The following is a 25,481-nucleotide window of genomic DNA, read 5'->3' as shown; positions in this document are numbered from 1 at the left end:
TTGGGCATGCACAGTTATGACTATTGGCTGATCATTGCCTTCTTTGCCGTGGTGTTGGTACCGGCACCCTTGCTCGGGCGTTTTTACTACAAGGTGATGGAAGGCCAGCGCACCTGGCTGACCCCTGTGCTGGGGCCGGTGGAAAAAGCCTGCTATCGCCTGTCCGGCGTGGATGACCAACAGGAACAGAGCTGGCAGAAATACACGCTGGCCTTGCTCGCGTTCAACCTCGCGGGTTTCCTGCTGTTGTTCGCGATCCTGCTGTTTCAGGATTACCTGCCGCTCAATCCGCAGAAACTGCCGGGTCAGGAGTGGACGCTGGCCCTCAACACGGCGGTCAGTTTCATGACCAACACCAACTGGCAGTCCTACAGCGGTGAGGCGTCCCTGAGCTACCTCAGCCAGATGGCCGGCCTGACCGTGCAGAACTTCGTCAGTGCGGCCACGGGGCTGGCAGTCCTCGTCGCTCTTTGCCGTGGGATCGGTCGCAAATCCACCGCGACATTGGGTAACTTCTGGGTCGACATGACCCGCGCCACCCTCTACGGCCTACTGCCGTTGTGCCTGGTGCTGGCGCTGTTCCTGGTGTGGCAGGGCGTGCCGCAAACCTTCGCCCACTACGTCGATGCCGTGACAATGCAAGGCGTGGATCAAGTGATTCCGCTCGGTCCTGCGGCCAGCCAGATTGCGATCAAGCAACTGGGCACCAACGGCGGCGGTTTCTTCGGCGTCAACTCGGCGCACCCGTTCGAGGACCCGACCGCCTGGGCCAATCTGTTCGAGCTGGCGGCGATCATCCTGATTCCGGTGGCGCTGGTGTTCACCTTCGGCCACTACGTCAAGGACCTGCGCCAGAGCCGCGCGATCCTCGGCTGCATGCTCGCGCTGTTCCTGATCGGTGGCGCGACCTCGCTGTGGGCCGAATACCAGCCCAACCCCACCTTGAACAACCCCGCCGTGGAGCAGACCGCACCGCTGGAAGGCAAGGAAGCGCGCTTCGGCACCACCGGCACCGTGCTCTGGTCGGTGACGACTACGGCGGCGTCCAACGGTTCGGTCAACGGTATGCAGGACAGCCTCAATCCGTTGAGCGGCATGGTGGCGCTGGTCAACATGATGGTCGGCGAAGTGATCTTCGGCGGCGTCGGCGCCGGTATGTACGGCATGCTGCTCAACGTGCTGATCGCAGTCTTCCTCGCCGGCCTGATGATCGGCCGCACGCCTGAATACCTGGGCAAGAAACTCCAGGCCAAGGAAGTGCAACTGCTCGTGGTGACCCTGCTGGTGATGCCGGTTGGCGTACTGGTGCTGGGCGCCATCGCCGCCAGCCTGCCAGGCCCAGCCGGTGCAATCAGCAACCCCGGACCCCATGGTTTCAGCCAGTTGCTCTACGCCTACACCTCGGCCAGTGCCAACAACGGCTCGGCGTTCGGCGGCTTCAGTGGCAACACGCCATTCCATAACCTGATGCTGAGCCTGGGCATGTTGATCGGCCGCTTCGGCTACATCCTCCCGGTACTGGCCCTGGCCGGCAGCCTGGCGATGAAGAAGACCGCGCCGATTGGCCAGAACAGCTTTCCCACCCACGGCCCGCTGTTCGTGACCCTGTTGACTGTGACCATTTTGCTGGTGGGCGGCCTGACGTTCCTGCCGACGCTGGCATTGGGCCCTATCGCTGAACACCTGAGCATGGGCTTCTGAGGGATATGAAAATGAATATGCCTGCAAACAACGCGGCCCCGGTCAAACCCCAGGAACCCGCCAAAACCGCAATCTCCGCGCTGTGGCGCCCGGCGCTGGTCCAGGCCTTCGTCAAGCTCGACCCACGGCAACTGCAACGCTCGCCGGTGATGCTGGTGGTCGAATTGACGGCCATCCTCACCACCGTGCTGTGCTTCGTGCCCGACACCGCTGTGCCCACCTTTGTCGCCGCGCAGATTGCGCTGTGGCTGTGGTTCACCGTGCTGTTCGCCAACTTCGCCGAAGCGCTGGCTGAAGGGCGTGGCAAGGCCCGCGCCGACAGCCTCAAGGCCGGCAGTGAAGGCCTCGGCGCACGGCGCAAAGAGGCCGATGGCACCTTCAAGATGGTACCCGCTGCCAGCCTGCGCAAGGGCGACGTGGTGCGCGTGGTCGTCGGCGAAATGATCCCCGGCGACGGTGAAGTCATCGAAGGGATCGCCGCAGTCAACGAAGCCGCGATCACTGGCGAATCCGCCCCGGTCATCCGCGAATCCGGCGGCGACCGTTCGGCCGTCACCGGCAATACGCGGCTGGTGTCCGACTGGCTGCTGGTGCGCATCACCGCCAACCCCGGCGAATCCACCCTGGACCGCATGATTGCCCTCGTGGAAGGCGCCAAGCGCCAGAAAACCCCTAACGAGGTGGCACTGGACATCCTGCTGATCGGGCTGACCCTGATCTTCCTGATGGTCGTGGTCACCCTGCAGCCGTTTGCCCACTTTGCCAATGGCAGCTTGCCCCTGGTGTTCCTCGTCGCACTGCTGGTGACGCTGATTCCTACCACCATTGGCGGTTTGTTGTCGGCCATCGGTATCGCCGGCATGGACCGTCTGGTGCGCCTCAATGTGATCGCCAAGTCCGGCCGCGCCGTGGAAGCGGCGGGGGACGTGCATGTGCTGTTGCTGGACAAGACCGGCACCATCACGTTCGGCAACCGCCGGTGCTCGGCGGTGGTCGCCGCGCCAGGCGTCAGTGGCCGCGAGGTGGCCGAAGGTGCCTTGTTCGCGTCCCTGGCGGATGACACGGCGGAGGGCAAATCCATCGTCGAATACCTGCGCGCCTTGCACCCCCAGGCCGAACCGTCGCTGGATGAATTGACCGCCGTACCGTTCAGTGCCGAAACCCGCCTGTCCGGTGTCGACTACCAGGGCCGCGTATTTCGCAAAGGCGCGGTGGATTCGTTGCTGGCGTTTATCGGTTTGCAACGCAGTGACCTGTTACCGGCGCTCTCGCGGGAAATCGACAAGATCGCCCAGAGCGGTGGCACGCCGTTGCTGGTGTGTGCCGACGGCAAACTGCTCGGCGCGATCCACCTCAAAGATGTGGTCAAACCTGGTATCCGCGAGCGCTTCGCCGAGCTGCGCAAGCTGGGCATCCGCACTGTGATGGTCACCGGCGACAACCCGCTGACGGCCGCCGCGATTGCCGCCGAAGCCGGCGTGGACGACGTGCTGGCCGAGGCCACCCCGGAGAAAAAACTCGCGCGCATCCGCCTCGAGCAAAATGACGGGCGCCTGGTTGCCATGTGCGGCGACGGCGCCAACGACGCTCCGGCGCTGGCCCAGGCAGACGTTGGCATGGCGATGAACGATGGCACCCAGGCCGCCCGTGAAGCGGCCAACATGGTCGACCTCGACAGCGATCCCACCAAGCTGCTGGACGTGGTGCAGATCGGCAAGGAATTGCTGGTGACCCGAGGCGCGCTGACGACGTTCTCCATCGCCAACGACGTGGCCAAGTACTTCGCCATCCTGCCCGCGCTGTTCGCCGCGATCTACCCGCAGTTGGGCGTGCTCAACGTGATGCACCTGCAGAGCCCGCAGAGCGCGATCCTTTCGGCGATTGTGTTCAACGCGCTGATCATCGTAGTGCTGATTCCCCTGGCCCTGCGCGGTGTGCGCGTGCAGGCGGCGAGTGCGGCGGCGTTGCTGCGGCGCAACCTGCTGATCTACGGCCTGGGCGGCCTGCTGGTGCCGTTCGTGGGCATCAAGGCGATCGACATGCTGCTGACGGCGTTGCACCTGGTGTAACGCTCGCCTTCCCGACTTAATGAGGATTTGACCATGACTAACATGATCCGCCCGGCTTTGAGCCTGTTGGTGCTGATGACCCTGATCACCGGCGTCGCCTATCCGCTGGTGGTCACCGGTGTGGCCCAGGTGGCGTTCCCCGCCCAGGCCAACGGCAGTCTGGTGCGCGATGCCAGCGGCAAGGTGCGCGGCTCCAGCCTGATCGCCCAGGACTTTACCGGCGATGGCTGGTTCCACCCACGGCCTTCGGCCGGGGCTTTCGCCACGGTATCCAGCAGTGCCAGTAACCTGGGCCCAAGCAACCCGGCGCTGGCGACGCGTGTGTTCGACGACGCGACCAAGCAGCAGGTGCCAGGCCAGGGCCCGGTGCCGCTGGCCTCGTTGACCACCTCCGGCAGCGGCCTGGATCCGCACTTGCCACCGCCGGCGATTGCCTATCAACTGGCGCGGGTGGCCGCGGCGCGAAATGTGCCGGTGGCGACCCTGCAGCGCTTGCTGGATGAACACATCGAAAGCCCGTTGGTGGGCCCGCCGGTGGTGAACGTCCTGGCCCTGAACATGGCCCTGGAAAAGTTGTAGGCAGCGCCGCCGTGATCGCGGGCAAGCCCTAATGCCGTTCAGTTAAGGAAAATGTGTGGGCTTATTGTGGCGAGCGGGCTTGCCCCGCGTTGGGGTGCGAAGCGCCCCCAATCGAGCAAAACGCGGTGTACCTGATACGGCTCAGCGCCTGGCTTTGGGGCTGCTGCGCAGCCCAACGCAGGACAAGCCTGCTCGCCACAGGGAATCTGCGCTTAACTGAACGGCATTAGGGCTTCCCGCGATAAGGCCGTAAAAGCCCCTCCATAAACACCTGAAGGAACCCTGAAGCATGAGCGACTCCGGCCGCGCCGACGCCCTGTTAGCCGATCTGCCCCGGGATGGCCGTGGCCGACTGAAAGTTTTCCTCGGCGCCGCGCCCGGTGTGGGCAAGACCTACGCCATGCTCCAGGCCGCCCATACCCAACTGCGCCAGGGCGTGCGACTGATCGCCGGGGTGGTCGAAACCCATGGCCGCGCCGAGACCGAGGCCTTGCTCGGCGGCCTGCCGCAGCAACCGTTGCTGCGCAGCGAATACCGCGGCGTGATGCTCGAAGAAATGGACCTCGACGGCTTGCTCGCGGCCCGGCCCGCATTGGTGCTGGTGGATGAACTGGCCCACAGCAATGCGCCCGGCAGCCGTCATGAAAAACGCTGGCAGGATATTCAGGAGTTGCTCGCGGCCGGTATCGACGTGTTCACCACAGTCAACGTCCAGCACCTGGAAAGCCTGAATGATCAAGTGCGCGGCATCACCGGCGTGCAGGTGCGTGAAACCCTGCCGGACTGGGTGCTGCAGGAAGCCGACGAACTGCTGCTGATCGACCTGCCGTCCCGTGAATTGCTTGAGCGCCTGCGCGACGGCAAGGTCTATGTGCCGGAACAGGCCCGCGCCGCCATCGATGCGTTTTTTACCCAGACCAACCTGATGGCCCTGCGCGAGTTGGCGATGCAAACCGCCGCCGCCCATGTCGACGATGACTTGGCCCAGGGCTATCGCCAACTCGGCCAGGCCGCACCGGCGGTGCGTGGCCGCTTGCTGGTGGGCGTGGACGGCGACGCGCAGGCCGAACGTCTGGTGCGCCATGCCAGTCGCGTGGCCCAGCGCCGGCATTTGCCGTGGAGCCTGGTGCATATCGATAAAGGCCGGGCGCGGGATGAGCAGTCGCGCCTGCGTCTGCAAAACGCGCAGCAACTGGCCGAGCGCCTGGGCGGCGAGGTGGTGTTGTTGCGCGCCGGCGAGGTGGCCAGGACGTTGATCCAGCACGCCGCCGAACGTCGAGCCAGCCTGCTGCTGGTGGGGCAGTCGCGGATGCGCTGGCGCCGCCGGCTGCTGGGGGGGGGGCTGGCCGCACGCCTGTTGCGCCAGGCGCGGGGGCTGGAAATCAACGTGCTCGACAGCGACGAGTTGCCCGCGCCGCCGCGCTTGCCGCAGGTGATGGGGCTGCGCTGGTTCGATTACGCCCTGGCAGTGGTGGCCACTTTGGTGGCGGCCGCCGTGGCCTGGGGGGTGTCCAGCGTGATGCCGTTGCCGAACATCTCGCTGGTGTTTCTTGCCGCGGTGTTGCTGGTGGCGGTGCGCAGCAGCCTTGGGCCGTCGCTGGTGTGTGCCGCGCTCTCCTTCATGGCTTACGACTTTCTGTTTATTCCGCCGAATTTCTCTTTCGCCATCCAGCGTGAAGAAGACGTGCTGACGCTGTTGTTCTTCCTGTTGATGGCCGCGCTCACCGGCAACCTGGCCGCGCGGCAGCGCCAGCAATTGCAGGCGCTGCGCGATACCCAGGAAGAAACCAGCGAACTGCTGGACCTGTCCCGCAAGCTGACCGCCGCCACCGATCGCCAGGCGGTGATCAGCGCGGCGACCCTGCACCTGCAGGGTTGGAGCGACCTCGATCTGTGTCTGGTCAACCGCGACGGGCAGGGCGGCTGGACGGTCGAAACCGGTGGCCCGCTGACGTTCACCGAAGCCGAGCGCGCCGCCGCCGACTGGGCCTGGCAACATGACCAGCCGGCAGGCCGGGGCACTGGCACCTTGCCGTTTGGGCGCTGGTGGTGGTGGCCGTTGTCGGGCGAAGAAGGTCCGTTGGGCTTGCTCGGCGTGAGTGCCAAGCCGGGCCTTGAGCTGAGCGGCCAGCGTCGACGCCTGCTCACGGCCTTGAGCCAACCGCTGGCGCAGGCCCTGGCCCGCGCGCAGTTGGCGCAGGAGCTCGAATCGGCGCGGTTGCATGGCGAAACCGAACAACTGCGCAGCGCCTTGCTCGCCTCGGTGTCCCACGACTTGCGCACGCCGTTGACCTCCATGCGCGGCAGCATCGACAGCCTGCTGGCGCTCGGCGAAGCGATTCCCCTGGACGATCGCCGCGAACTGCTGGAAGGCACCCGCGATGAAGCCGAGCGCCTGGACCGCTATATCCAGAACCTGCTCGACATGACCCGACTGGGGCACGGCGCACTCAAGCTGGCGCGCGACTGGGTGTCGCCCGGCGATATCGCCGGCAGCGCCCTCGGCCGTCTGCGCGCGGTGCTGGCGCCGTTGCAGGTGATCACCGAGGTGCCAGCGGAGCTGCCGTTGCTGTATGTGCACGCGGCGCTGATCGAACAGGCGCTGGTCAACGTGCTGGAAAACGCCGCGCGCTTTTCACCGGTTCAAGGCCGCTTGCAGTTGAGCGCCGGCGTCGCGGACGATCAGCTGTTTTTCGCCGTGGCTGATGAGGGGCCGGGGATTCCCGAAGATGAACGCGCGAAGATTTTCGACATGTTCTATACCGCCGCCCGCGGTGATCGGGGCGGGCAGGGCACGGGCCTCGGTCTGGCGATCTGTCAGGGTATGGTTGGCGCGCACGGCGGGCATATCCGCGTGGCCGATGGCATCGACGGACGCGGTACCTGCATCACCTTGTTTCTGCCTCTGCCGGCCCAGCCTGGCCTGGAGCGTGAGGCGTGAGATACCCTGTGTTCTCGACGATTTATGATTGGACACCATGAGCCAGACCGCGACGATTTTGGTCATTGATGACGAGCCGCAGATTCGCAAGTTTCTGCGCATCAGCCTGGCTTCCCAGGGCTACAAAGTGATTGAGGCCGGCACCGGCACCGAGGGCCTGGCCCAGGCGGCGCTGAACAAGCCGGACTTGCTGGTGCTCGACCTCGGCCTGCCGGACATGGACGGCCAACAGGTGCTGCGCGAGTTTCGCGAATGGTCCACGGTGCCGGTGCTGGTGCTGTCGGTCCGCGCCAGTGAAGGGCAGAAAGTCGAAGCCCTGGACGGTGGCGCCAACGACTATGTGACCAAACCGTTCGGCATCCAGGAATTCCTTGCCCGTATCCGCGCGTTGTTGCGTCAGGCGCCGGCGGGCGAGGCTCAGGAGGCCGCGTTGCGCTTCGGCCCGCTTACCGTGGACCTCGCCTATCGCCGGGTATTGCTCGACGGCGTCGAAGTGGCGTTGACCCGCAAGGAATACGCGGTGCTGGCGCAACTGGCGCGCCATCCGGGGCGGGTGATCACCCAGCAGCAACTGCTCAAGGACATCTGGGGCCCGACCCATACCGAGGACAGCCACTATCTGCGTATCGTGGTGGGGCACCTGCGGCAGAAACTGGCGGATGACCCGACCCAGCCGCGATTTATCCTGACGGAGCCGGGGGTGGGGTATCGGTTGCTAAGCAACTGAGTGCCGTTGTGTCTGGGCTGGCCTCTTCGCGGGCAAGCCGCCACTCTCAACCCTGTTCACTCTCATACCGATCCAACGTATCGCTGGCAATCTCCCGCCCCAGCGCGATCAACTCCGGCGCCTTGTAAAACTCGAAAAAACGACACACCCGCTTGGGCACGTTGATCAGCACATCGGGCGGGTACCCGGCGATCTTGTACTGCGCCAGCGATGTTTGCATCACTTCGAAACTCTGGTTGATCAAGTCCAGCAGCGACGCTGGCCCGACGTTATCGATAATGAACGAGCCGGTGGCCGACTTCGGTGCGCCGGGTTTTTCCGGCGCGGCGGCGGGCTGCTGGGATTCGGGCTCGGCCGACTCCAGCCACGGGTTGATTTCCGCCGCATGGGCCTGCAGGGCTTCCTGCTCGAGTTTCATCAACTGCTCGGCCTGCTTGCGGCGAAACGGCAAGTGCGAACCGAGCGATTTGGCCAGGCTGTTGAAGCGGCTCTTGAACGCCGGCGGGCGCTGGATCACCGGCAAATGGTAGTGCTTCTGGTTGGTGGCGTTGAGGTTGACCGCGATGATCAGGTCGCAATGGCTCGACACCACCGGCACGATCGGCAACGGGTTGAGCAGGCCGCCGTCCACCAGCATGCGGTTGCCCTGCATCACCGGGGTAAACAGGCTGGGGATTGCCGCCGAGGCGCGCATGGCCTGGTGCAGGCAGCCTTCCTGGAACCAGATTTCCTGCTGGTTGGTCAGGTCGGTGGCGACGGCGGTGTAGGGGATGCGCAGGTCTTCGATATTGATCTCGCCGACGATCTTGCGAATCTGCCCGAACACTTTCTCGCCACGAATCGCCCCCAGGCGAAAGCTCACGTCCACCAGGCGCAGCACATCGAGGTAGTCGAGGCTTTCGATCCAGTTGCGATAGTCGTCCAGCTTGCCGGCGGCGTAGATCCCGCCCACTACCGCGCCCATGGAACAACCGGCGATACAGGCGATGTCATAGCCGCGTCGTTCGATTTCCTCGATCACACCGATATGGGCGTAACCCCGGGCCCCGCCGGACCCCAACACCAAGGCAACACGTTTCTTCATAGTCCCTGTCCTACACAAAACAGGTGCCCACAATGCACCCATTGAGGGGGCCGCTTCAATCGTCGCGGCTGCTTCACAATAGTTCTCCAGAATAGCGACGGGGCTAGGGTATGCTTTGGCAATCAGCGCTTCACGTTACAGGCCGTCCTACAAGGCACTTTTCTTCGTAGGCACCGTCTACAGCGTACGACTGTTTTTCTTATTTTGAGGTGTCATTGATGAAAGCCTGGATGTGTGTGCCCGTGATCCTGTTGGCCCTGGCCGGTTGCGCTGGTAAAACCGCTTACCGCGACAGCTGCGGGTCGCAATTAGATGCCGCCTGGAAAGAGCTGGATCTGGCCAAGGCCGAAGGTTTTGCCGGCACTGTCAGTTACTCCAAGGCTTTGTCGCTGTTGACGGGCGCCAAGACCCAGCAGCAATTCGAAGCGTTCGAGGGCTGCTCCAATAAAGCCGAAAAAGCGCGGTTCTATATTCGTGAGTCACGCGCCGGACGTTGATCGGTTAAACAGGGTTTTCATCGAAAAGGGAGGACAGGATGCCAGCGTTGGTTGATCAGTTAGTCGCCCAGGTCATAAGCCTGGAAGTAGGGTTGCTGAGCTGCCAGGCTCGCCTTGCCGCCGTCACCGACGATGAAGCCCTGCACGACCTGCGCACCACCGTGCGCCGCCTGCGCAGTCTGTTGCGCCCGTTGCGTGAGTTGCCGGGTGTCGAGCAGCTTGAGCTGGCGGCCGGCACGGTGGGCCGCTTGACCACGCCGCTACGCGACCGCGAGGTGCTGGCGGCGTATTTGCATCAGCAAGGGTATCAAGCGGCTGCAGAGCGTCGGCTGCGTCTGCAGCCGGACGCCTATCGTCAGGTGGCGCAAAGCCAGGAGCTCGCGCACCTGCTGCAGATTCTCGATGCATTCCCACGGTTTATTCGTGCCGCCCAGCGTCAGAAATTGCTCAAGGGCCTGCGTTCGCTTATCGAGAAGCGCCTGGTCAGGCAGTGGCGCAAGCTGGGCGATGCGCTGAACGATCCGAGCCACGATCGCCACCGCCTGCGGCTGTTGATCAAGCGCGTGCGTTATGCGGCCGAGGCTTACCCCGAGTTGGACAAGCTACCGGCGAATGCCTTATCGCGTCTGAAAAAAGCCCAGGGCGCCCTGGGTGATTGGCATGATTGCTGGCAGTGGCTGGCCCAGGCCGAACAGCAGGTTGACCTGCTTCCCTGCGTGCCGGTCTGGCATACCACCATGACAAAGGCCGAGGCGCAGGCTGATCGCGTGCTGGATAAACTGCGCGCCGATTGTTTCTGAGCCGCGTTTCGCCCGCGTCTGCAGGTCCGGTTTTTGGCAGTAACAGGCGCTGTACCTTAAAGGCGTGATAGTTAAGATGCGTCGATCGATTTTCCTGATATGAGGCTGCCATGCGCTTTAGTGATTTAATCGACGCAGTTCGTCGCAACCCGCTGGATGTCACCATCCCCGCCGAGTGGGGCCAGGGCCGCGCCAGCTTCGGTGGCCTGGTTGCCGCGCTGCTATACGAAGCGATGATTGCCCAGGTGCCGGCCGGACGGCCGTTGCGCTCCCTGGCCATCACCTTTGTGGGGCCAGTGGCGCCGGATGTGTCGGCCAGCTATCAAGTCGAAGTGTTGCGTGAAGGCAAGGCCGTCAGCCAATTGCTCGGTCGCGTGGTGCAGAACGGCGACGTCGCGACCTTGGTGCAGGCCAGTTTCGGCGCTTCCCGCGTATCGGAAATTGACGTGGCCAGCGAACCGGCACCGGTGTTCAAACATTGGGATGAAGGCGAGGATTTACCCTACATCAAGGGCGTCACCCCCGAGTTCATGCGGCACATGTCGATGCGCTGGACCGTGGGCGGCCTGCCGTTCAGCGGTCAGAAATCCCGCACCATGGGCGGCTGGATTCGTTTGCGTGGCGACGTGAAAGAGGAGCCCCTGACCGAAGCGCATATCCTCGCACTGGTCGACGCCTGGCCGCCGGCCTTGCTCCCGCACCTGAGCCAACCGGCACCGGGCAGTTCACTCACCTGGACCATCGAGTTCATTCAACCCCTGCAGGACCTCACCACCCTCGATTGGTGCCAGTACCACGTCACCATCGAACATGCCCGCGACGGCTACGGCCACACCGCCGCCGCCTTTTGGAGTCCGAACGGCGCACTGATCGCCATCAGCCGCCAGACAGTGACCGTGTTCGCCTGACCCTCAGCGACGCTGCAACCCCATACCTGCCAGAATCCCGACCACACCCACGGCAACACTGGCCAGGCTGGTGCTGAACACACCCGAAGCGATCAGTAGAAAGCCGGTGATAAACAGCGGCACAGCGATCAACTGCAGCGCCTGGTGAGTGGCATGTTGCTGGTTTTGCGGGTCGTTGCGCCATTGCCAGGCGGGGAAATCAGGATGACGTTTGCCCATGATGGTAAATCCTCTGTCCGTTTAAACAACATGGGCAGAGTTTAGGTGGGGCAGGGCGGGCGCGGCGAATTGGGGTTGGCTATGGGGGTCATAGACGACATGAGTAAGCTGTCTTCAGGCCCAAATGACGCAGTCATGGTCGTTCATGTGTACCAGGAACGTGAGGTTGCCATCGGTCACTCAGAATGGATAACCTTGTTCAATAGCAAGCTGAGTCTGGATCATTCAGGTATACGGATGGCCCACTAAGAGAAGGATATTTAGTTCTAAATTCAATTAATGGGCCCGGTTGTAGGAACCGGATTACGGGGTGAACAGCCCTACAGCTTCAGTTGCCCAATCGCCATGCTCAGCTCTCCCGCCAGCGTCGCCAGCTCACTGCTGGTCGTGGCCGAACCCACCGTCTGCCGTACGGTGTTTTCGGTCACATCGCGAATGCTCACCACTGCACGGTTCATTTCTTCGGCGACGTGGCTTTGCTGCTCGGCGGCGACGGCGATCTGGGTGTTGCTCTCGCGCATCTGCGCCACGGCGCGGGTGATGTCGGCCAGTGCGGCACCGGCTTCCTGGGCTTGCTGTACGCAGTCGTCGGCCTTGAACGAGCTTTCCTGCATGAAGTCCACCGCGTCGCGGGTGCCGGCTTGCAGGGCTGATACCATGCGGGTGATTTCGTCTGTGGAGCTTTGCACGCGTTTGGCCAGGTGGCGCACTTCGTCGGCGACCACGGCAAAGCCACGGCCCATTTCTCCGGCGCGGGCGGCTTCGATGGCGGCATTCAGCGCCAGCAGGTTGGTTTGTTCGGCGATGCTGTGAATGACGCCGACCACGCTGTTGATCTTGTGACTGTCTTCGGCAAGTTTCTGGATCATTTCGGCGGTCTGTTGTACGCCGGTGGACAGCCCTGCAATCGAATGCTGCACGCGGGTGACCACGGCCTGGCCGCTGCCGGCCAGGGTGTCGGCAGTCTGCGAGAGGTCGCGGGTGGCGCCGGCGTGCTGGGCGATATGGTGAACGGTGGCCGTCATTTCATTGATCGCGGTGGCGGCCTGGTCGGTTTCGCTTTGCTGACCGAGCATGCCTTGCTGCACTTCATTCATGCTGCTGGCCAGTTGCGCGGCGCCTTCGTCCAGTTGCCGAGCAGTCTGCGCGACGGTGTTCACCACCCGTTGATAGCCCGCCTGCATGGCGTTAAAGGCACTGGCCATCTGCCCGACTTCGTCCTTGCACGCCAGCGGCACACGGGCCGACAGGTCGCCGGTTTTCTCCACGTGCAACATGATGTCCTTGAGGGTGTTGAGCTGGCTGAGCAGGAAGCGGATCAACAGTTGCGAGGCGCCGAGCATGGCCAGCATCAGAATCGCCACGGCCGCCGCGTAGCGGGTGAAGCGTTCGCCCAGCACCTGACTCAGGCTGGGTGCATACGCCAAAATGGCTATGTGTTGGCCATTGGCGCGGTTGATCACTTCAGCGCCTGTCAGCGGATTTTCGCCGAACAACGGTTCGTGTTTCAGTTCGACCCAGCCGCTGGCGCCTTTCAAGGCTGACAGATCCTGTGGGATTTGATCGTCGGTAAACGTCAGCCATGACTCGCCGGAAGGCAGCGGCTTATCGGCAGGCCAGGCGCTGAGCAGGCGTCCTTGCGCCTGCGCCGAAGCCTGGGACGCTTGGGTGCGCGCCTGTTGCTCCACCTGCACGGCATACAGCACCAGCAGCAGGGTGGTGATGAAGGCGACCGCGTTGACCGCCCAGAATTTGTATTTCAGCGAGATATTGCTAAGCCAGGCACCCATGGAAGGTTTTCTCTGATAGCGGAAACAGCATTGGCAAGGTGCCATTATTGTGCCGCTACTCAGGAACGTCTTTGTTGATATGGGTCAATGCGCCGTATCACGCCACGACAGGTAATCCGAAAAAGGCGCGGGCGCAGGCGGTGCTGTGTCGGGCCAGGTCTTCGGCGCTTTCGTTGCGGTGCAGGGCGACTTCGCGCAGCACCTCTGGCAGATAGGCCGGTTCATTGCGCCCGTTTTTTGGCTTGGGGCGCAGGCTGCGCGGCAGCAGGTAGGGCGCGTCGCTTTCCAGCATCAGACGTCCACGGGGAATTTCCCTGACCAGCGGATGCAGGTGCGTCCCACGGCGTTCGTCGCAGATCCAGCCGGTGATGCCAATGTGCAAGTCGAGGTCCAGGTAGCTGAACAGCGCTGCCTGTTCGCCGGTGAAACAATGCACCACGGCAGCAGTCAGGTGATCACGGTAATCCTTGAGGATCTCCAGCAGGCGTACGTTGGCGTCGCGCTCGTGCAGGAACACTGGCAGTTTCAGCTCTATGGCCAGGGCCAGGTGTTCCTCGAGAACTTTTTCCTGCTGTGGGCGAGGGGAGAAGTCCCGGTTGAAGTCGAGCCCGCATTCTCCCACGGCGCGCACGCGTGGTTGGCCGAGCAACCCGCGCAAACGCTGGGCGCTGTCGCCGTTCCAGTCGTTGGCAGAGTGAGGGTGCAGGCCAGCAGTGCTGAACAGGCATTGTCCGCTTTCGTCGAGTTTCTCGCACAGGTCCAGCGCCTGTTCGCTGCCGTCGACGCTGGTGCCCGTCAGCACCAGTTGCTGCACGCCTGCGGCGTAGGCACGCTCGAGAACGGCCTGATGCTTCCCGTCGAAACTGGGGTTGGTCAGGTTGACGCCGATATCAATGAGTTGCATGGTGCTATCTCCGCCTTCGGCCGGAAAGCATATCAGAGCTGTAGATTTATAAGAAAATCTAAGAACTACAAAAGGTTATAGCTGTCTTTGAACGTCACTCGCGACATTGTGATAGGCCGGGCGCCTTTCATGCTGCCGCCATTGCGTGCAAAGCCTGCGCATAAAGCGCTCTGTTTCTGACCTCCAGCACCGCGTTTTTCGCACGGCCGCTGGCCAGTATTCTTTCCGGAGAGCGGATGATCCGACCCTCGGCAATGCTTGTGATGTGCCTGACGCTGCTGCTGCCCCTGGCGGCGGTGGCGCGTCTGGACGGGCCGGTGGAAGTGGTCAAGCCCGGCAAGGTGCGAGACCTCGCGCAAATTCGTTCCAGTCGCACCCTGCGCGTGCTGGTCAATCAGAGTCGTAACAGCTCCGGCGAGGTACAGGGGCAGGCCATTGGCGTCGAATATCATCGCCTGCGTGCCTTCGAGCAATACCTCAATGGCCACGCCCGTGATGGCCAGGAAATCAACCTCAAGATCATTCCCAAGGCCAAGGACCAACTGCTCGGCGCGCTGGCCCGTGGCGAAGGCGATCTGGTGGCGCCCGGCGAGCTGCTGGACATGAAGGCCGCACACAAGATCAGTACCAGCGACCCGATTGCCAGTGATGTGCCGTTGTGGCTGGTCGGGGTCAAGGGCGAACGACGCTTTACCCGGCTTGAGCAGTTGTCCGGCCGCACCTTGACGCTCACCACCGGCAGCGCTGCGGCGGACGCGATCAGCCAGGTCAACCAGAAGCTGGCCCTGCACAAGCAGGCGCCGATCAAGGTGGAATGGGTCGATCCGAGCCTGGCCGTGGAGGATGTACTGGAGATGGTTCAGGCCGGGATCTTCCACCTGACCATCGTGGAAAAACCGATTGCCGAACGCTGGTCGAAGATCCTGCCTCGGTTGCGTTTCGACAGGCAGGTGGTGATCAGTGAGCCCGGTGACGAGTACTGGTTCGTCCGTCAGGATGCATCCATGCTGCGCGCCAGCATTGACCGCTTTCTCAAGACCTACCGAACCCCGGCCGACCAGGACGTGGCGTTCCAGCGCATCTATCGTCGGCTCTACCAGGTGCGTAATCCACTGGCGCGTGCCGACCGCCAACGGCTGGAGAAACTGCGTCCGGTCCTGCAAAAGCATGCGCGCGAGCAAGGCATGGACTGGTTGAACCTTGCCGCGCTGGCGTTCAAGGAGTCGGCGCTGGATCCGGGCGCGCGCAACAGCGGTGGCCCTACCGGCCTGATGCAGATCACACCGTCGGCTGCGCAGCGGGTGGGCGTGAATAATATCGAGAGCCTGGATAGCAATGTGCAGGCGGGCGCGCGTTACCTGGCGATGATCCGCCGCAAGTTTTTCTCCAGCCCCAAGCTCAACGAGCGTGAGCGCATGGCCTTTGTGCTGGCGGCCTACAACATGGGCCCGGAGCGGGTGCAGGGCATGCGCACCGAGGCGAAACGCCGTGGACTAAACCCCAACCAGTGGTTTTTTCAGGTTGAACGCATTGCCATGGAGCAAGTGGGGATGGGCGGCGTGAGCTATGTGAATAGCGTCAACAAGTATTACCTGGCGTTCGATCGGGAGAGAGCGTCGCTGGAGCCGCGGACGCCGAAAGTCGCCTCGCGGAAATAATCGATTTTATAGATGTTGGTAAAGCATTTTTTCGGCTTTTATCATTGGTTAATCTGATTAATATAGCGGCCAACCCTCTTCTACCCACAAAAGGATTCACACCCATGAGCCCATTGATCACACGCATTCTGTCCACTCGCGCCGGCTACGGCCTGACGATTCTGCGCATCTTTGTCGGCGTCATCTTCGCGGCGCATGGTTCGCAGAAACTCTTCGGCTGGTTTGGCGGCGGTGGCCTGGCGGGTACCGCGCAGTTCATGGAAAGCGTCGGCCTGGCACCCGGCACGCTGATGGCCCTGCTGTCGGGCGGCACCGAGTTTTTTGGCGGCCTGGCGCTGATCATCGGCCTGCTGGCACGTCCTGCAGCCTTGGGCCTGAGCGTGCTGACGCTGGTGGCGATCTTCTCGGTGCACATCCATAACGGCCTGTTCATGGCCAACAACGGTTATGAGTTTGCCCTGGCCTTGCTTGGCGGCGCGTTGGCGGTGTTGCTGGAAGGAGCGGGCAGGCTGTCCGCTGACCGCGCCATCATCCGCTGAGGCTTGCTTTAGCCCTTTCAAAAGGCCCGCCACGTGCGGGCTTTTTCGTTGCTCGGGATTCTTGACACTGCCCCACCGGCTTCTCTAGGATGCTGCTCATGCGCCGATTTAAACAGCTAATTGCGGGGCGCCACGGGACTGAATGCAGTCCGACAGAACTTTGCGCTCGTCAGCAGGCAGGGTTCGAAATACCGCTAAAGCGCTGGTTCGGTGTTGCCTCTCACCTGCCCGCAGACTTTTGAGGCAGAGACACGACACGATGAATGCACTACGCCCCCTGATACATCTGGCTCCCATCACTGCGGACCTGACCCAGCGCAATCCGAAAATTCTCCTCGGCGGCAAGCACCAGCCAACACTCCTTCGTTACCTGGACGGCTGGCCGCGTCGCACGGGGCGGCCTTCGGCGTTCCTTATCCAGTTTGTGGAAGACGGCGATCCCCTCTCGCGTTTTGCGAACAACAGCTTTGACCTGGCGGTTATCCAGGCACCCAGTGCCGACGACGCCCCTGAAGTGATTCGCCAATTGACGCGTATTGCCCGGCAAGGGTTGATTGCGCGTCGTTGACTGATCAGTAAGCGGCGGCCGCGTGCGCTGAACGGCGTCGGCGCTGGTGCAGCGCGAGTACCCAGGCAATCAGGCATAGCGGCAACGGTATCGCCAGGACCATGAGCAATACCAACTCTCGCTTCAATCGCAGGACCTTCGCGTAGGCCTCGACTTTCAAAGCGTGCATTTCAATGGGCAGGCGCAGGCGTTCTTTATTGAGTGCCTGCAGTTGGACACTGGTGTCCACCGCTTGGGTGACAACACCCGTGTTGCGCGGACTCAGCTGTTGCCATGCCTGCTCCGTGCGCGCAAACCTTCGCTCGAGTTCGCCGGCATTCCGGGAATAGCTTTGTGCGGCGACCTCACGCATTTGCTCCAGCAGATGTGGCGTCGGGCTCTTCATTGCGCGGGGGCGAATGTTCGCAAGTGCAGCGGGTGCAGCCAGGTTGTCCAGCGTATTCAAGACAAACCGCACGTTGCTGTTGCCGGTTGAGCTGACGACGGTATCTGTGAGCATATCGGTGTCCGCGATCACCGTGACCTGGATCCGCGTCGCGTCCTGCAGGCCCGCGGGCAGGCCCTTGATGCCGTCGGGGAATGCCGAGTAGGCGGGCCCTTCGATGCGGGCAGCGATCACATGGGACTGCATGGGGGCATTCGCGTCATTGAGTAATTCCAGCGCAAGCGTTGCAGCGAAGCGCCTGGTATCCAGCATTATTGAGCGCCTGGAGCTCTGCAGCAGCGGTGTCAACGTCGTATGGCTTTTGCGGATAAGGGACAGCGCGCCGCTGCTCGACACCGTCACTGAGCTGAGATTCCAGCTGCTTATGTCATGGGTGTTCATGCCCTGGCGGAGCACGTTCAAGCGGGCGGCCTGTTGTACCGTGGTTGTTCCCGGGCCTGACAAGGTGGACGAGGCAGACACGTTATCGATCAGCATCTGCTCGCTCGGCATCTGGAGGCCCCAGGCCGCAAGGATTCCGTCCAGTGCGGAATCTGCCGGTGCCGGGCTCGGTGTCGTCTCGCTCAACGGATCGACAAAAATCATCAGCTTGCCGCCCCGCAGGACAAATTGTTCAATCGCGTAGAGCGCGCGCTCGGGCAGCAAACGGGGGTGCACCACCATCATCGTCTCGATGGAGGAGGGAATCTGGACGGTAGTCGGCGACAACTCCACCAGCTTGAAATGCTTGTGCATCTGCTCCAGCAACTGTCCGGCAGCGGTTTGAAGTTTAAACCCTGACAGCACACCAACGGTCGGCGGCTCGGAACGCGTCAATGTGTGGATCAAATGGCCGATCTCATATTCAAGCAATGCTTCATGATCAGGGTTGAATGCACTGATACGCTGAGTGCCGATGCCTGCGCGGGCGCCTATGAGGCCGAGAAAACCGTGTTGGTCGTCAAGGCCGTACAGCGCGGCTTTGTAGGCGTCTTCCGAATAGGGCGCCGGGTCGATGATGTGCAGGTTGAGCATGCCTTTCGCCGCCTTTTCGTACTGCTTGAGCAGGTCCTCCACACGTTCGCCATAACGGTTCAACACCTGGCTTCTTCTCGGGTCATTTCTTGAGTTGAAATAATACAGGTCGAGCGGGCTTTCCAGTGTGGCGAGTAACTGCCGTGCGGGTAGCGATAAGGTGTGGACTTTTTGTTGAGAGGCGTCCCAGCGGATGTCGGGGATGTGTTTGATCCACGCCAGGTTAAATGCCAGGAACAGCAATGATATGACGATTAGCGTCATACCCGGAAGAAGAGCGGATCGCATACGGTATTTCGCTTCTCAACGGCTTTTATAATTGAGCGTGACCGTAGATGCCGATAGAAAGGCAAGGATCATGCTAATGAAGAATAAACTGTCACTCAGTGTCAGTTTCCCATTATCAATAGTGTCAAAGCGTGAGAGCGGATCTAGGGAGATTAAACTGTCAATGACCCAAATCGGCATTTGATGGTCAAGCGCCTCAATGACCGAATACAGTCCGCTGACAGTGAGCAGTAAGCCTATGGTTAACAGGAAAATAACGACCTGTTGGCGGATCAACGTACAGATGAAACACGCTGCGGATAAATAACTTCCGGCCAGTAACCAGCTCGACAGAAATTGTGAGCGGATAACGCTGTTGTCCGCCTCGCCCAGGTGATTGGCGATGAGCACGATGGGCAGCATCAGCATCAGGACAATCGCGCAGACGAGCCAGGCGGCCAGGAATTTGCCGAACACACACTCGAATGGGGTAATGGGCAGGGTTTTTATCAGCGTGCGAAAGCCCACGTCGTGCTCATCCGACCATAGCTGGATCGATAACGCTGGAATCAGCAGCAGGTACAGCCAGGGATGAAACTGGAAAAAAACCTGCAAGTCGCTGCTGTCCCGCTCAAGCCACTGACCCAACTGCAACCCCAGTCCCGCGCACAGCACCAAAAAAACCGCTGCACTCAGGTAAGTGCTGGGCGAGCAGGCATACCGGGTGAGCTGATGCGTAAAAATAACCGGAAGCCGTTTCAAGGACGCACCTCCTGACTAAGGTTGTGAATGACATCATTCAGGCGACCCTGCTCCAGGCTTAGCGAGGTTATATTCCAGCCGCGGCTGACAATGAGGGCGTTGATATGGGGATAAATGGTTTGCCCCGGCAGGGCGAGAACGGTCACCGTACCGGGCGCATGGAGGTCCTCTTCGATGCCCGCAACACCGGGTAAAACGGCGAGCGCCAGTAAATCCAGCGGTGCTTGCGCAGCCAGGGTTACCGCATGGTGATGCCGGGAGTTGCGCTGCAACTCGGGCAGCGGCGTGTCAGCCACCAGTTGGCCGTCTGCCATAACCAGCGCGCGCGCGCAGAGGGTGGACAGTTCGTCGCAGCGGCGAGAGGCAATGATGATGGTCATCTCGTCGCTCAAGGATTTGATGAGCATTTTGAATGGGAGCAGTTGGTCTGGTGACATGCCCTCAGTCGGCTCGTCCAGCAGCAAAAGGCGAGGTGTGTGCAGGATGGCCTGGGCGATTGCGACCTTGCGCTTCCATTGCGTGGACAGCACGGCCAGGGGAGCGTCCATCACCGGGAATAATTCCAGGCGCGTGGCGGTATTATTTATCCGCTCGCGCTTTTCGGAGCCGCTGAACCCTCGAAGGGCAGCAATGAAGTTGAGGACGCTTTTGACTGACATACGGTGATGATTGAGGCCACCCTGGAGTTGATAGCCGAGGGCTTCCTGAGCTTGATACGGGTGGGTTTGAGTATTGAAACCTGCAACGCTGATTCGTCCGCCCGACAGATTCGATAAGCCGGCGATCAAATTCAACAGTGTCGTCTTTCCCGCACCGCTGCTCCCGAACAGGCCAATGCATTCCTGGCGTTGAGCGGAAAACGAGAGATTATGGATAAGTTTTCTTTTGCCCAAGTACTTTGTAATACCGTCTATCTCGAGCATTTTCTTACCGAGTATTTTTACAGAACCTAATGTAGGTAATGCCGTGCAGGCATCGTTCAGCGCCTGAAAAAGGGTACGTTTAAACCTGATGCTTGGGAACGTAGGGGTGGATCAATAAGATAAGTCCTACGCTCGGCTGCCTGGCTAACTGAAACAATAAATTGACGTTGGCTTGTCAATGGCCGGATGTCTGTCTGGTGTTTTATTTATATAAGGTTTGCTCTTTTTCAGTGAGGCCTGATTATCATGATGCTGTTACGTACGCTTGTTCTTGAACATGGCGATCAGGGAGCTCCGGTCAACGGTGCGCTCCTGTGTGGATTTGCCGTGGCGCAGATCCAATCCAACTTTCTGGTCTATAGCCTGGATGAGGAAGTGGAACCCGGTAATTCCAGAGTCTATATCGCAGCTTTACGTAAAAAAGCCGATCGTCACTTTCTGAGTGGCGTCGAGTCCAGTGAAGACCTGCAAGTGGCTATGCAGGCGTTCAAACAAATTCTGATGGCGGCAGCGGCTTCCTCTAGCAGGACGGGCTCTGCCGAGGCTGCGGTCCCGTATCATTTCATTGATATGAAAGGTTGCAAGTTGCCTCCCGCCAGGCCCGAGGATCATCACTCGATGATCATCAAGAAGGCTCTGGTGATGAAGGTCATTACCTTGGGCATCTCTGCACCCGTGTTGCCGGCGATCGAAAGTGCTACGTTGATCGTGCCGTCCATTCGCTTCTCGTCGCAAATGGTCTCGCCTCCCAGAATCGCCAAGCCGTCAAGGCAAGCAGCAGAGCAGGTGAGCGAGCCGGCTGTTAACGCGTCGTTGCAGGCTCCACTCGCAGTGGCGAAAGTTCCGACCCGGGTTGAGCCCACAGCGGTCACTCAATTTGAGCCAGATGAGTCGGCATCGCGCCACCCTGCGGCACAGACGGAACATGCCACGCTGGTTGAGGTGGACAATACGCTGACCAATCTGGCCAAGGTCGCTCAGGAGCTGGCGCAAAAGCAGCTTGCAGTTGTCGAACGAGAACAGATGCTTGAGCAATGGGAAGCTCGATTGCAGCAGGCGCAGGCCGCCCATGATGAAAAAAGCCTTGACCTGGAGCAGCGCGAAACGCAATTGCACCAGCGAAATCTGCAGGTCGACCAGAAGGCCGGACGACTCTCGCAGGCGACAGCACAGGTGTCGGACATGCGACAGCACCTGCAGGATGTGCTCCTTGAGCTGGACCGGTCACTGGAGAGCTAGCCCGGGGTCAGGATGTTCCCTCACGTGTTTTCCACGGTTCATTTATCATCTGCCCTTGCCGGTCGATGCCAGGGCATGAAGCTGGGGCATATCGGCACCATTGGACATTGCCTGGGGATGCAAGGGTTTGAGCACCAAGCTGATTACCAAAGAAGGCCACGAAGCGCTGAAGAAAGAGCTGGATTACCTCTGGCGGGAAAAGCGCCCGGACACCACGCGCAAGGTGACCTGGGCTGCTTCCTTGGGGGATCGCAGCGAGAACGCGGATTACCAGTACAACAAGAAGCTGCTGCGTGAGATTGACCGACGCGTGCGCTATTTGCGCAAACGTCTGGAAGACATGCGCGTGGTCGAGTACATGCCTGAACAGGAAGGGCGGGTATTTTTCGGCGCGTGGGTCGATATCGAGAACGAGCAGGGCGAGACCAAGCGCTTTCGTATCGTGGGCTATGACGAGATTTATGAGCGGATGGACTATATCTCCATCGACTCCCCCATGGCCCGTGCATTGTTGCGCAAGCAAGTCGATGACGAGGCTATAGTGCAAACCCCGGGCGGCGAAGTCTGCTGGTGGATTACCGCTATTGAATACGTGAAGTAGGCATGCATGGCCCGCCGTCTGTCCTGACGGCGGGCCATTGAGTTTCAGCCTTCGCGCAATACCGTCAACGAGCTGGCGTTCAGCGCCCGGCGGGTACCGAATACGCCGGCGCCGCCGATCAGAACCGCGCCAATCACCGGCAGCAGCAACAACCATGGGTGCGGTTGCCAGGCCAGGTCAAAAGCGTAGCGATACAGCGCCCAGGTAACCAGTTCGGTGCCCAACGCTGCCAGCACCCCGCTGACCGCCCCCAGCAAACCGAACTCGATGCGCCGCGCCTTCACCAGCAACCTGCGTTCCGCCCCCAGCGCACGCAGCAACGCCCCCTGGCGAATCCGCTCATCGAGGGTGGCCTGCAAGCCGGAAAACAGCACGGCCATTCCCGCCGCCAACACAAACAGCAATACGTATTCGACGGCCAGGGTGACCTGGGCGAGGATGCTGCGCAGCTGTTCCAGCAGGGCTTCGACCTGCAGGATAGAGACGGCCGGGAAGGCCCGCGACAGGTCGACGACCTGCTGGTCGTGGCCGGGCGCCAGGTAGAAGCTGGTCAGGTAGGTAGCAGGCAGGTCCTTCAGCGTGCCAGGCTGGAAAATCATGAAGAAGTTGGGCTGGAAATTATCCCAGTTGATGGTGCGCAGGCTGGTAACCCGCGCTTCACGGTTTTCCCCGGCAATGGTAAACACCAGATGGTCATCGAGCTTGAGCTTCAGGCTTTCAGCGACTTTGGCTTCCACCGATACCCCCGGCACTTCATCCGTGGGTTGCGACGACCACCAGGCGCCTGCCGTCAGGGCATTGCCCGGCGGGAGGTCGGCAGCCCAGGTCAGGCTGAGGTCACGCTGCACGGCGCGGTCGCCACTGGAGTCCTTGCTGACAATATCCTGCACTGCCTCGCCATTGATGCTGATCAAGCGGCCGGGCACCACCGGATACAGTGGCGCCGAGTGCGCCTGCACCTCCATGAGGCGGGCGCTGAAGGCGTCCTTGTCGGCGGGCAGAATGTTCAACGCAAAATAATTGGGCGCGTCCTTGGGCAACTGATTTTGCCAGGTGTCGAGCAGTTCGCCGCGCAACAGGGCGATCAAACCCATGGACAGCAGGATCAACCCGAACGCCAGCGACTGGCCCGCCGCCGCCAGCGGGTGGCGCAACAATTGGCCCAGGCCCAGGCGCCAGGGCAGGGAGGCGCGGGCCAGCAGGCGACGCAGGCTTTGCAGTAACAGCAGGAGCAGACCGCCGAGGATCAGCGCAGCGACGACACCGCCGCCGAGCAGGGCGAAGGTGAGTACCAGGTCCAGGCTCAGGCGCCACATGATCAGGCCAAGGGCAAACAGGGCGGCGCCGTACACCATCCAGGTGCTGGAAGGAATCGGCAGCAGGTCGCGCCGCAATACCCGCAGCGGTGGCACGCGGCCCAGCGCCGCCAGGGGAGGCAGGGCGAAGCCGGCGAGGGCGACCAGCCCGGTGCCGATACCGGCCACGGCCGGCAGCAGCCCGCCGGGCGGCACATCGGCCGGCAGCAGGTCGTGCAGGAAGTAGAACAGGCCAAACTGCGCCAACCAGCCCAGCAAGGCGCCGGTCAGGCTGGCCAATAGGCCCAGTACGCTCAGTTGCAGGCTGAACAGCAACATCGCCTCGCGACGTGACAGCCCGAGACAGCGCAGCAGCGCGCTGGCATCGAAACGGCGACTGGCAAAGCGGTTGGCCGACAGCGCCACCGCCACGCCTGCCAGCAGTACCGCGACCAGGCTGGCCATGTTCAGGTAGCGCTCGGCCTTGCCCAGGGCGCCGCCGATCTGCTGGTTACCGTCCCGTGAATCCTGCAGGCGCTGGTTGGCCGCAAGGCCCGGCTTGATCAGGTCGCGGTAGGTTTGCAGCGCCGTGCTGCCTTGCGGTGCGCGCCACAGTTCGCGGTAGCTCACGCGGCTGCCGGGCTGCACCACGCCCGTGGCGTCCAGATCGGCCAGGTTGATCATGACTCGCGGCGTGAGGCTGTAGAAATTGCCGGCGCGGTCCGGCTCGTAGGTCAGGATGCGGCTCAGGCGCAGGGTTTTCATGCCCACGTCGATGCTGTCGCCTACTTTCAGGTCCAGCGCGGTCAGCAGCCGCGCCTCCACCCAGGCTTCACCAGGCTTCGGTTCGCCGCCGGAGGTTTCATCACCGAAGGGCACCGCAGCGCTTTTGAGTTGGCCGCGCAACGGGTACTGCTCGTTGACCGCCTTGATGCTGGAGAGCTGGATACCGTTGTCGGTGGCGATGACGCTGGAGAACTCCACGATTCGCGCGTGATCCAGGCCCAGCTCGGTGCCGGAACGGATTTGCTCCTCGCGGGCGGGTGAGCTGCCCTCGAGCACCAGATCGGCGCCGAGGAACTCGGTGGCACGCAGCAGCATCGCGCCATTCAGGCGTGCGCCGAAGTAGCCGATGGCGGTACTCGCCGCCACGGCCACCAGCAGGGCGAAGAACAACACGCGCAATTCACCGGCGCGGGCATCGCGCAGTAATTGACGCATGGCAAGGCTGAACAGACGCAACAGCGGCAAACGTGCCATCAAGGCTCCAGGGGCGCGACCATCAGGCCGGCTTCAAGGCGGATCAGGCGCCGGCAACGGTGCGCCAGGCGTTCGTCATGGGTGACCAGCACCAGGGTCGTGCCGCTCTCTTTATTGAGTTCGAACAGCAGGTCGCTGATGCGCTCGCCGGTGTGGCTGTCGAGGTTGCCGGTGGGCTCGTCGGCAAACAGCACGTCCGGTTCGGCGGCGAATGCGCGGGCAATCGCCACGCGTTGCTGCTCGCCACCGGACAACTGGCGCGGCGAGTGAGTCAGTCGCTGGCCCAGGCCGACCCGCTCGAGCAAATGCCTGGCGCGCTCGCGGGCGTCCTTGCGGCCGTCCAGCTCCAGCGGCAGCATGACGTTTTCCAGCGCATTGAGGCTGTCGAGCAATTGGAATGACTGGAATACGAAGCCCACGTGCTCGGCGCGGATGCGCGCGCGCTGGTCTTCGTCGAGTGTGCTCAGGGCTTGCCCGGCGAGGGTGACTTCGCCACTGCTGGGCAGGTCGAGGCCGGCCAGCAGACCGAGCAGGGTGGATTTGCCGGAACCGGAGCTGCCGACGATAGCCAGGCTATCGCCCTTGTTCAGTTCCAGGCTCAGTTCGTGCAGGATAGTCAGATCACCTTCCGCGCTGGGAACCACTTTGCTGAGGTTCCGCGCGGTGAGAATGCTTGCGCCCATGGAGAATC

The 25,481-nt window shown here is 61.8% G+C and carries 21 protein-coding genes and 1 pseudogene; 13 read left to right on the top strand and 9 right to left on the bottom strand.

All coding sequences use genetic code 11. The features are described from left to right. Nucleotides 1-6: 6 nt before the first annotated feature. From kdpA to LUB09_RS17045, 5 genes are all read left to right on the top strand, one after another. On the top strand, nucleotides 7-1,701 hold the full coding sequence (gene kdpA, locus LUB09_RS17065) for a potassium-transporting ATPase subunit KdpA (RefSeq protein WP_231423120.1): 1,695 nt from the start codon (nucleotides 7-9) through the stop codon (nucleotides 1,699-1,701). Nucleotides 1,702-1,712: 11 nt separating this feature from the next. Next, complete coding sequence (gene kdpB, locus LUB09_RS17060) at nucleotides 1,713-3,770, top strand: potassium-transporting ATPase subunit KdpB (RefSeq protein WP_209980427.1); 2,058 nt, start codon at nucleotides 1,713-1,715, stop codon at nucleotides 3,768-3,770. A 33-nt stretch (nucleotides 3,771-3,803) separates the two neighbouring features. Continuing rightward, complete coding sequence (kdpC, locus tag LUB09_RS17055) at nucleotides 3,804-4,349, top strand: potassium-transporting ATPase subunit KdpC (protein ID WP_057009635.1); 546 nt, start codon at nucleotides 3,804-3,806, stop codon at nucleotides 4,347-4,349. Nucleotides 4,350-4,638: 289 nt separating this feature from the next. After that, nucleotides 4,639-7,290 carry a sensor histidine kinase gene (locus tag LUB09_RS17050; RefSeq protein ID WP_231423118.1) on the top strand — a complete coding sequence of 884 codons (2,652 nt, stop codon included), beginning with the start codon at nucleotides 4,639-4,641 and terminating at the stop codon, nucleotides 7,288-7,290. A gap of 37 nt (nucleotides 7,291-7,327) precedes the next feature. Then, nucleotides 7,328-8,017 (top strand): response regulator, encoded by a 690-nt coding sequence (locus LUB09_RS17045; protein WP_231423116.1) that lies wholly within the window; start codon nucleotides 7,328-7,330, stop codon nucleotides 8,015-8,017. Between the two features lie 46 nt (nucleotides 8,018-8,063). Here LUB09_RS17045 and LUB09_RS17040 read toward each other — a convergent pair whose 3' ends face one another. Further along, on the bottom strand, nucleotides 8,064-9,101 hold the full coding sequence (locus LUB09_RS17040; protein WP_057009638.1) for a patatin-like phospholipase family protein: 1,038 nt from the start codon (nucleotides 9,099-9,101) through the stop codon (nucleotides 8,064-8,066). 218 nt (nucleotides 9,102-9,319) lie between these two features. On the opposite strand from LUB09_RS17040, the gene LUB09_RS17035 reads away from it, so the two are divergent. From LUB09_RS17035 to LUB09_RS17025, 3 genes are all read left to right on the top strand, one after another. After that, nucleotides 9,320-9,598, top strand: coding sequence for a hypothetical protein (locus LUB09_RS17035; RefSeq protein WP_003238638.1), 279 nt, complete (start codon nucleotides 9,320-9,322; stop codon nucleotides 9,596-9,598). A gap of 38 nt (nucleotides 9,599-9,636) precedes the next feature. Then, a complete protein-coding gene (locus LUB09_RS17030) occupies nucleotides 9,637-10,398 on the top strand; it encodes a CHAD domain-containing protein (RefSeq protein ID WP_231423115.1) in 762 nt (253 codons plus the stop codon). 110 nt (nucleotides 10,399-10,508) lie between these two features. Beyond that, nucleotides 10,509-11,306 (top strand): acyl-CoA thioesterase, encoded by a 798-nt coding sequence (locus LUB09_RS17025; protein WP_231423114.1) that lies wholly within the window; start codon nucleotides 10,509-10,511, stop codon nucleotides 11,304-11,306. A gap of 9 nt (nucleotides 11,307-11,315) precedes the next feature. Here the strand turns inward: LUB09_RS17025 and LUB09_RS17020 are convergent. The 3 genes and pseudogenes from LUB09_RS17020 to LUB09_RS17010 form a co-directional block, all read right to left on the bottom strand. Continuing rightward, nucleotides 11,316-11,525 (bottom strand): annotated as a pseudogene (locus LUB09_RS17020) (terminase); the annotation flags it as partial. 320 nt (nucleotides 11,526-11,845) lie between these two features. Then, the gene (locus LUB09_RS17015; RefSeq protein WP_231423113.1) at nucleotides 11,846-13,315 is read right to left on the bottom strand and encodes a methyl-accepting chemotaxis protein; all 1,470 of its coding nucleotides are present in this window, start codon (nucleotides 13,313-13,315) and stop codon (nucleotides 11,846-11,848) included. A 97-nt stretch (nucleotides 13,316-13,412) separates the two neighbouring features. Then, entirely contained in the window at nucleotides 13,413-14,219 is an 807-nt protein-coding gene (locus LUB09_RS17010; protein ID WP_209980446.1) for a TatD family hydrolase, read from the bottom strand. A gap of 236 nt (nucleotides 14,220-14,455) precedes the next feature. Between LUB09_RS17010 and LUB09_RS17005 the strand changes: the two genes are divergently transcribed. The 3 genes from LUB09_RS17005 to LUB09_RS16995 all read left to right on the top strand — a co-directional run bounded on the left by LUB09_RS17005 (nucleotide 14,456) and on the right by LUB09_RS16995 (nucleotide 16,984). After that, the gene (locus LUB09_RS17005) at nucleotides 14,456-15,877 is read left to right on the top strand and encodes a transglycosylase SLT domain-containing protein (RefSeq protein WP_231423112.1); all 1,422 of its coding nucleotides are present in this window, start codon (nucleotides 14,456-14,458) and stop codon (nucleotides 15,875-15,877) included. A 104-nt stretch (nucleotides 15,878-15,981) separates the two neighbouring features. Beyond that, the gene (locus LUB09_RS17000) at nucleotides 15,982-16,416 is read left to right on the top strand and encodes a DoxX family protein (RefSeq protein ID WP_209980450.1); all 435 of its coding nucleotides are present in this window, start codon (nucleotides 15,982-15,984) and stop codon (nucleotides 16,414-16,416) included. 259 nt (nucleotides 16,417-16,675) lie between these two features. Further along, the gene (locus LUB09_RS16995; RefSeq protein ID WP_209980452.1) at nucleotides 16,676-16,984 is read left to right on the top strand and encodes a class I SAM-dependent methyltransferase; all 309 of its coding nucleotides are present in this window, start codon (nucleotides 16,676-16,678) and stop codon (nucleotides 16,982-16,984) included. Between the two features lie 4 nt (nucleotides 16,985-16,988). Here the strand turns inward: LUB09_RS16995 and LUB09_RS16990 are convergent, their stop codons facing one another. Genes LUB09_RS16990 through LUB09_RS16980 form a run of 3 tightly spaced genes read right to left on the bottom strand, consistent with a single transcriptional unit; the run spans nucleotide 16,989 to nucleotide 20,395 of the window. After that, nucleotides 16,989-18,731: a GldG family protein gene (locus tag LUB09_RS16990; RefSeq protein ID WP_231423111.1), complete on the bottom strand. Its 1,743-nt coding sequence runs from the start codon at nucleotides 18,729-18,731 to the stop codon at nucleotides 16,989-16,991. A gap of 15 nt (nucleotides 18,732-18,746) precedes the next feature. After that, nucleotides 18,747-19,472 carry an ABC transporter permease gene (locus tag LUB09_RS16985; protein ID WP_231423110.1) on the bottom strand — a complete coding sequence of 242 codons (726 nt, stop codon included), beginning with the start codon at nucleotides 19,470-19,472 and terminating at the stop codon, nucleotides 18,747-18,749. Beyond that, nucleotides 19,469-20,395 (bottom strand): ABC transporter ATP-binding protein, encoded by a 927-nt coding sequence (locus LUB09_RS16980; RefSeq protein ID WP_209980459.1) that lies wholly within the window; start codon nucleotides 20,393-20,395, stop codon nucleotides 19,469-19,471. The genes LUB09_RS16985 and LUB09_RS16980 overlap by 4 nt, the downstream gene beginning before the upstream one ends. A 246-nt stretch (nucleotides 20,396-20,641) precedes the next feature. On the opposite strand from LUB09_RS16980, the gene LUB09_RS16975 reads away from it, so the two are divergent. Both LUB09_RS16975 and greB read left to right on the top strand, forming a co-directional pair. Next, complete coding sequence (locus LUB09_RS16975; protein ID WP_209980461.1) at nucleotides 20,642-21,634, top strand: hypothetical protein; 993 nt, start codon at nucleotides 20,642-20,644, stop codon at nucleotides 21,632-21,634. A 127-nt stretch (nucleotides 21,635-21,761) separates the two neighbouring features. After that, nucleotides 21,762-22,235, top strand: a complete 474-nt coding sequence (gene greB, locus LUB09_RS16970; RefSeq protein ID WP_209980463.1) for a transcription elongation factor GreB — start codon at nucleotides 21,762-21,764, stop codon at nucleotides 22,233-22,235. A 44-nt stretch (nucleotides 22,236-22,279) separates the two neighbouring features. On the opposite strand, the gene LUB09_RS16965 is transcribed toward greB, so the two are convergent. Then, nucleotides 22,280-24,790 carry an ABC transporter permease gene (locus tag LUB09_RS16965; protein WP_231423109.1) on the bottom strand — a complete coding sequence of 837 codons (2,511 nt, stop codon included), beginning with the start codon at nucleotides 24,788-24,790 and terminating at the stop codon, nucleotides 22,280-22,282. Next, nucleotides 24,790-25,473 (bottom strand): ABC transporter ATP-binding protein, encoded by a 684-nt coding sequence (locus LUB09_RS16960; RefSeq protein WP_003233397.1) that lies wholly within the window; start codon nucleotides 25,471-25,473, stop codon nucleotides 24,790-24,792. Before LUB09_RS16960 ends, LUB09_RS16965 begins: the two co-directional genes overlap by 1 nt. Nucleotides 25,474-25,481: the final 8 nt, after the last annotated feature.

Origin of the sequence: Pseudomonas sp. Leaf59 (assembly GCF_920984685.1) — a bacterium.
GTDB lineage: Bacteria > Pseudomonadota > Gammaproteobacteria > Pseudomonadales > Pseudomonadaceae > Aquipseudomonas.
Note: the sequence above shows the minus strand (reverse complement) of the source record. Positions and strands in the feature narration are given on the sequence as shown.

What these genes read in the sequence shown, in the direction of transcription:
- LUB09_RS17030 (WP_231423115.1), top strand. Translation starts at nt 9,637, where the DNA reads ATGCCAGCGTTGGTTGATCAGTTAGTCGCCCAGGTCATAAGCCTGGAA.
- LUB09_RS16995 (WP_209980452.1), top strand. Translation starts at nt 16,676, where the DNA reads ATGAATGCACTACGCCCCCTGATACATCTGGCTCCCATCACTGCGGAC.
- kdpA (WP_231423120.1), top strand. Translation starts at nt 7, where the DNA reads ATGCACAGTTATGACTATTGGCTGATCATTGCCTTCTTTGCCGTGGTG.
- LUB09_RS16975 (WP_209980461.1), top strand. Translation starts at nt 20,642, where the DNA reads ATGATGCTGTTACGTACGCTTGTTCTTGAACATGGCGATCAGGGAGCT.
- LUB09_RS17045 (WP_231423116.1), top strand. Translation starts at nt 7,328, where the DNA reads ATGAGCCAGACCGCGACGATTTTGGTCATTGATGACGAGCCGCAGATT.
- LUB09_RS17000 (WP_209980450.1), top strand. Translation starts at nt 15,982, where the DNA reads ATGAGCCCATTGATCACACGCATTCTGTCCACTCGCGCCGGCTACGGC.
- kdpB (WP_209980427.1), top strand. Translation starts at nt 1,713, where the DNA reads ATGAATATGCCTGCAAACAACGCGGCCCCGGTCAAACCCCAGGAACCC.
- kdpC (WP_057009635.1), top strand. Translation starts at nt 3,804, where the DNA reads ATGACTAACATGATCCGCCCGGCTTTGAGCCTGTTGGTGCTGATGACC.
- LUB09_RS17015 (WP_231423113.1), bottom strand. Translation starts at nt 13,315, where the DNA reads ATGGGTGCCTGGCTTAGCAATATCTCGCTGAAATACAAATTCTGGGCG.
- LUB09_RS16980 (WP_209980459.1), bottom strand. Translation starts at nt 20,395, where the DNA reads ATGCTCGAGATAGACGGTATTACAAAGTACTTGGGCAAAAGAAAACTT.
- LUB09_RS17025 (WP_231423114.1), top strand. Translation starts at nt 10,509, where the DNA reads ATGCGCTTTAGTGATTTAATCGACGCAGTTCGTCGCAACCCGCTGGAT.
- LUB09_RS17035 (WP_003238638.1), top strand. Translation starts at nt 9,320, where the DNA reads ATGAAAGCCTGGATGTGTGTGCCCGTGATCCTGTTGGCCCTGGCCGGT.
- LUB09_RS16965 (WP_231423109.1), bottom strand. Translation starts at nt 24,790, where the DNA reads ATGGCACGTTTGCCGCTGTTGCGTCTGTTCAGCCTTGCCATGCGTCAA.
- LUB09_RS17005 (WP_231423112.1), top strand. Translation starts at nt 14,456, where the DNA reads ATGATCCGACCCTCGGCAATGCTTGTGATGTGCCTGACGCTGCTGCTG.
- LUB09_RS17040 (WP_057009638.1), bottom strand. Translation starts at nt 9,101, where the DNA reads ATGAAGAAACGTGTTGCCTTGGTGTTGGGGTCCGGCGGGGCCCGGGGT.
- LUB09_RS17050 (WP_231423118.1), top strand. Translation starts at nt 4,639, where the DNA reads ATGAGCGACTCCGGCCGCGCCGACGCCCTGTTAGCCGATCTGCCCCGG.
- LUB09_RS16960 (WP_003233397.1), bottom strand. Translation starts at nt 25,473, where the DNA reads ATGGGCGCAAGCATTCTCACCGCGCGGAACCTCAGCAAAGTGGTTCCC.
- LUB09_RS16990 (WP_231423111.1), bottom strand. Translation starts at nt 18,731, where the DNA reads ATGCGATCCGCTCTTCTTCCGGGTATGACGCTAATCGTCATATCATTG.
- LUB09_RS17010 (WP_209980446.1), bottom strand. Translation starts at nt 14,219, where the DNA reads ATGCAACTCATTGATATCGGCGTCAACCTGACCAACCCCAGTTTCGAC.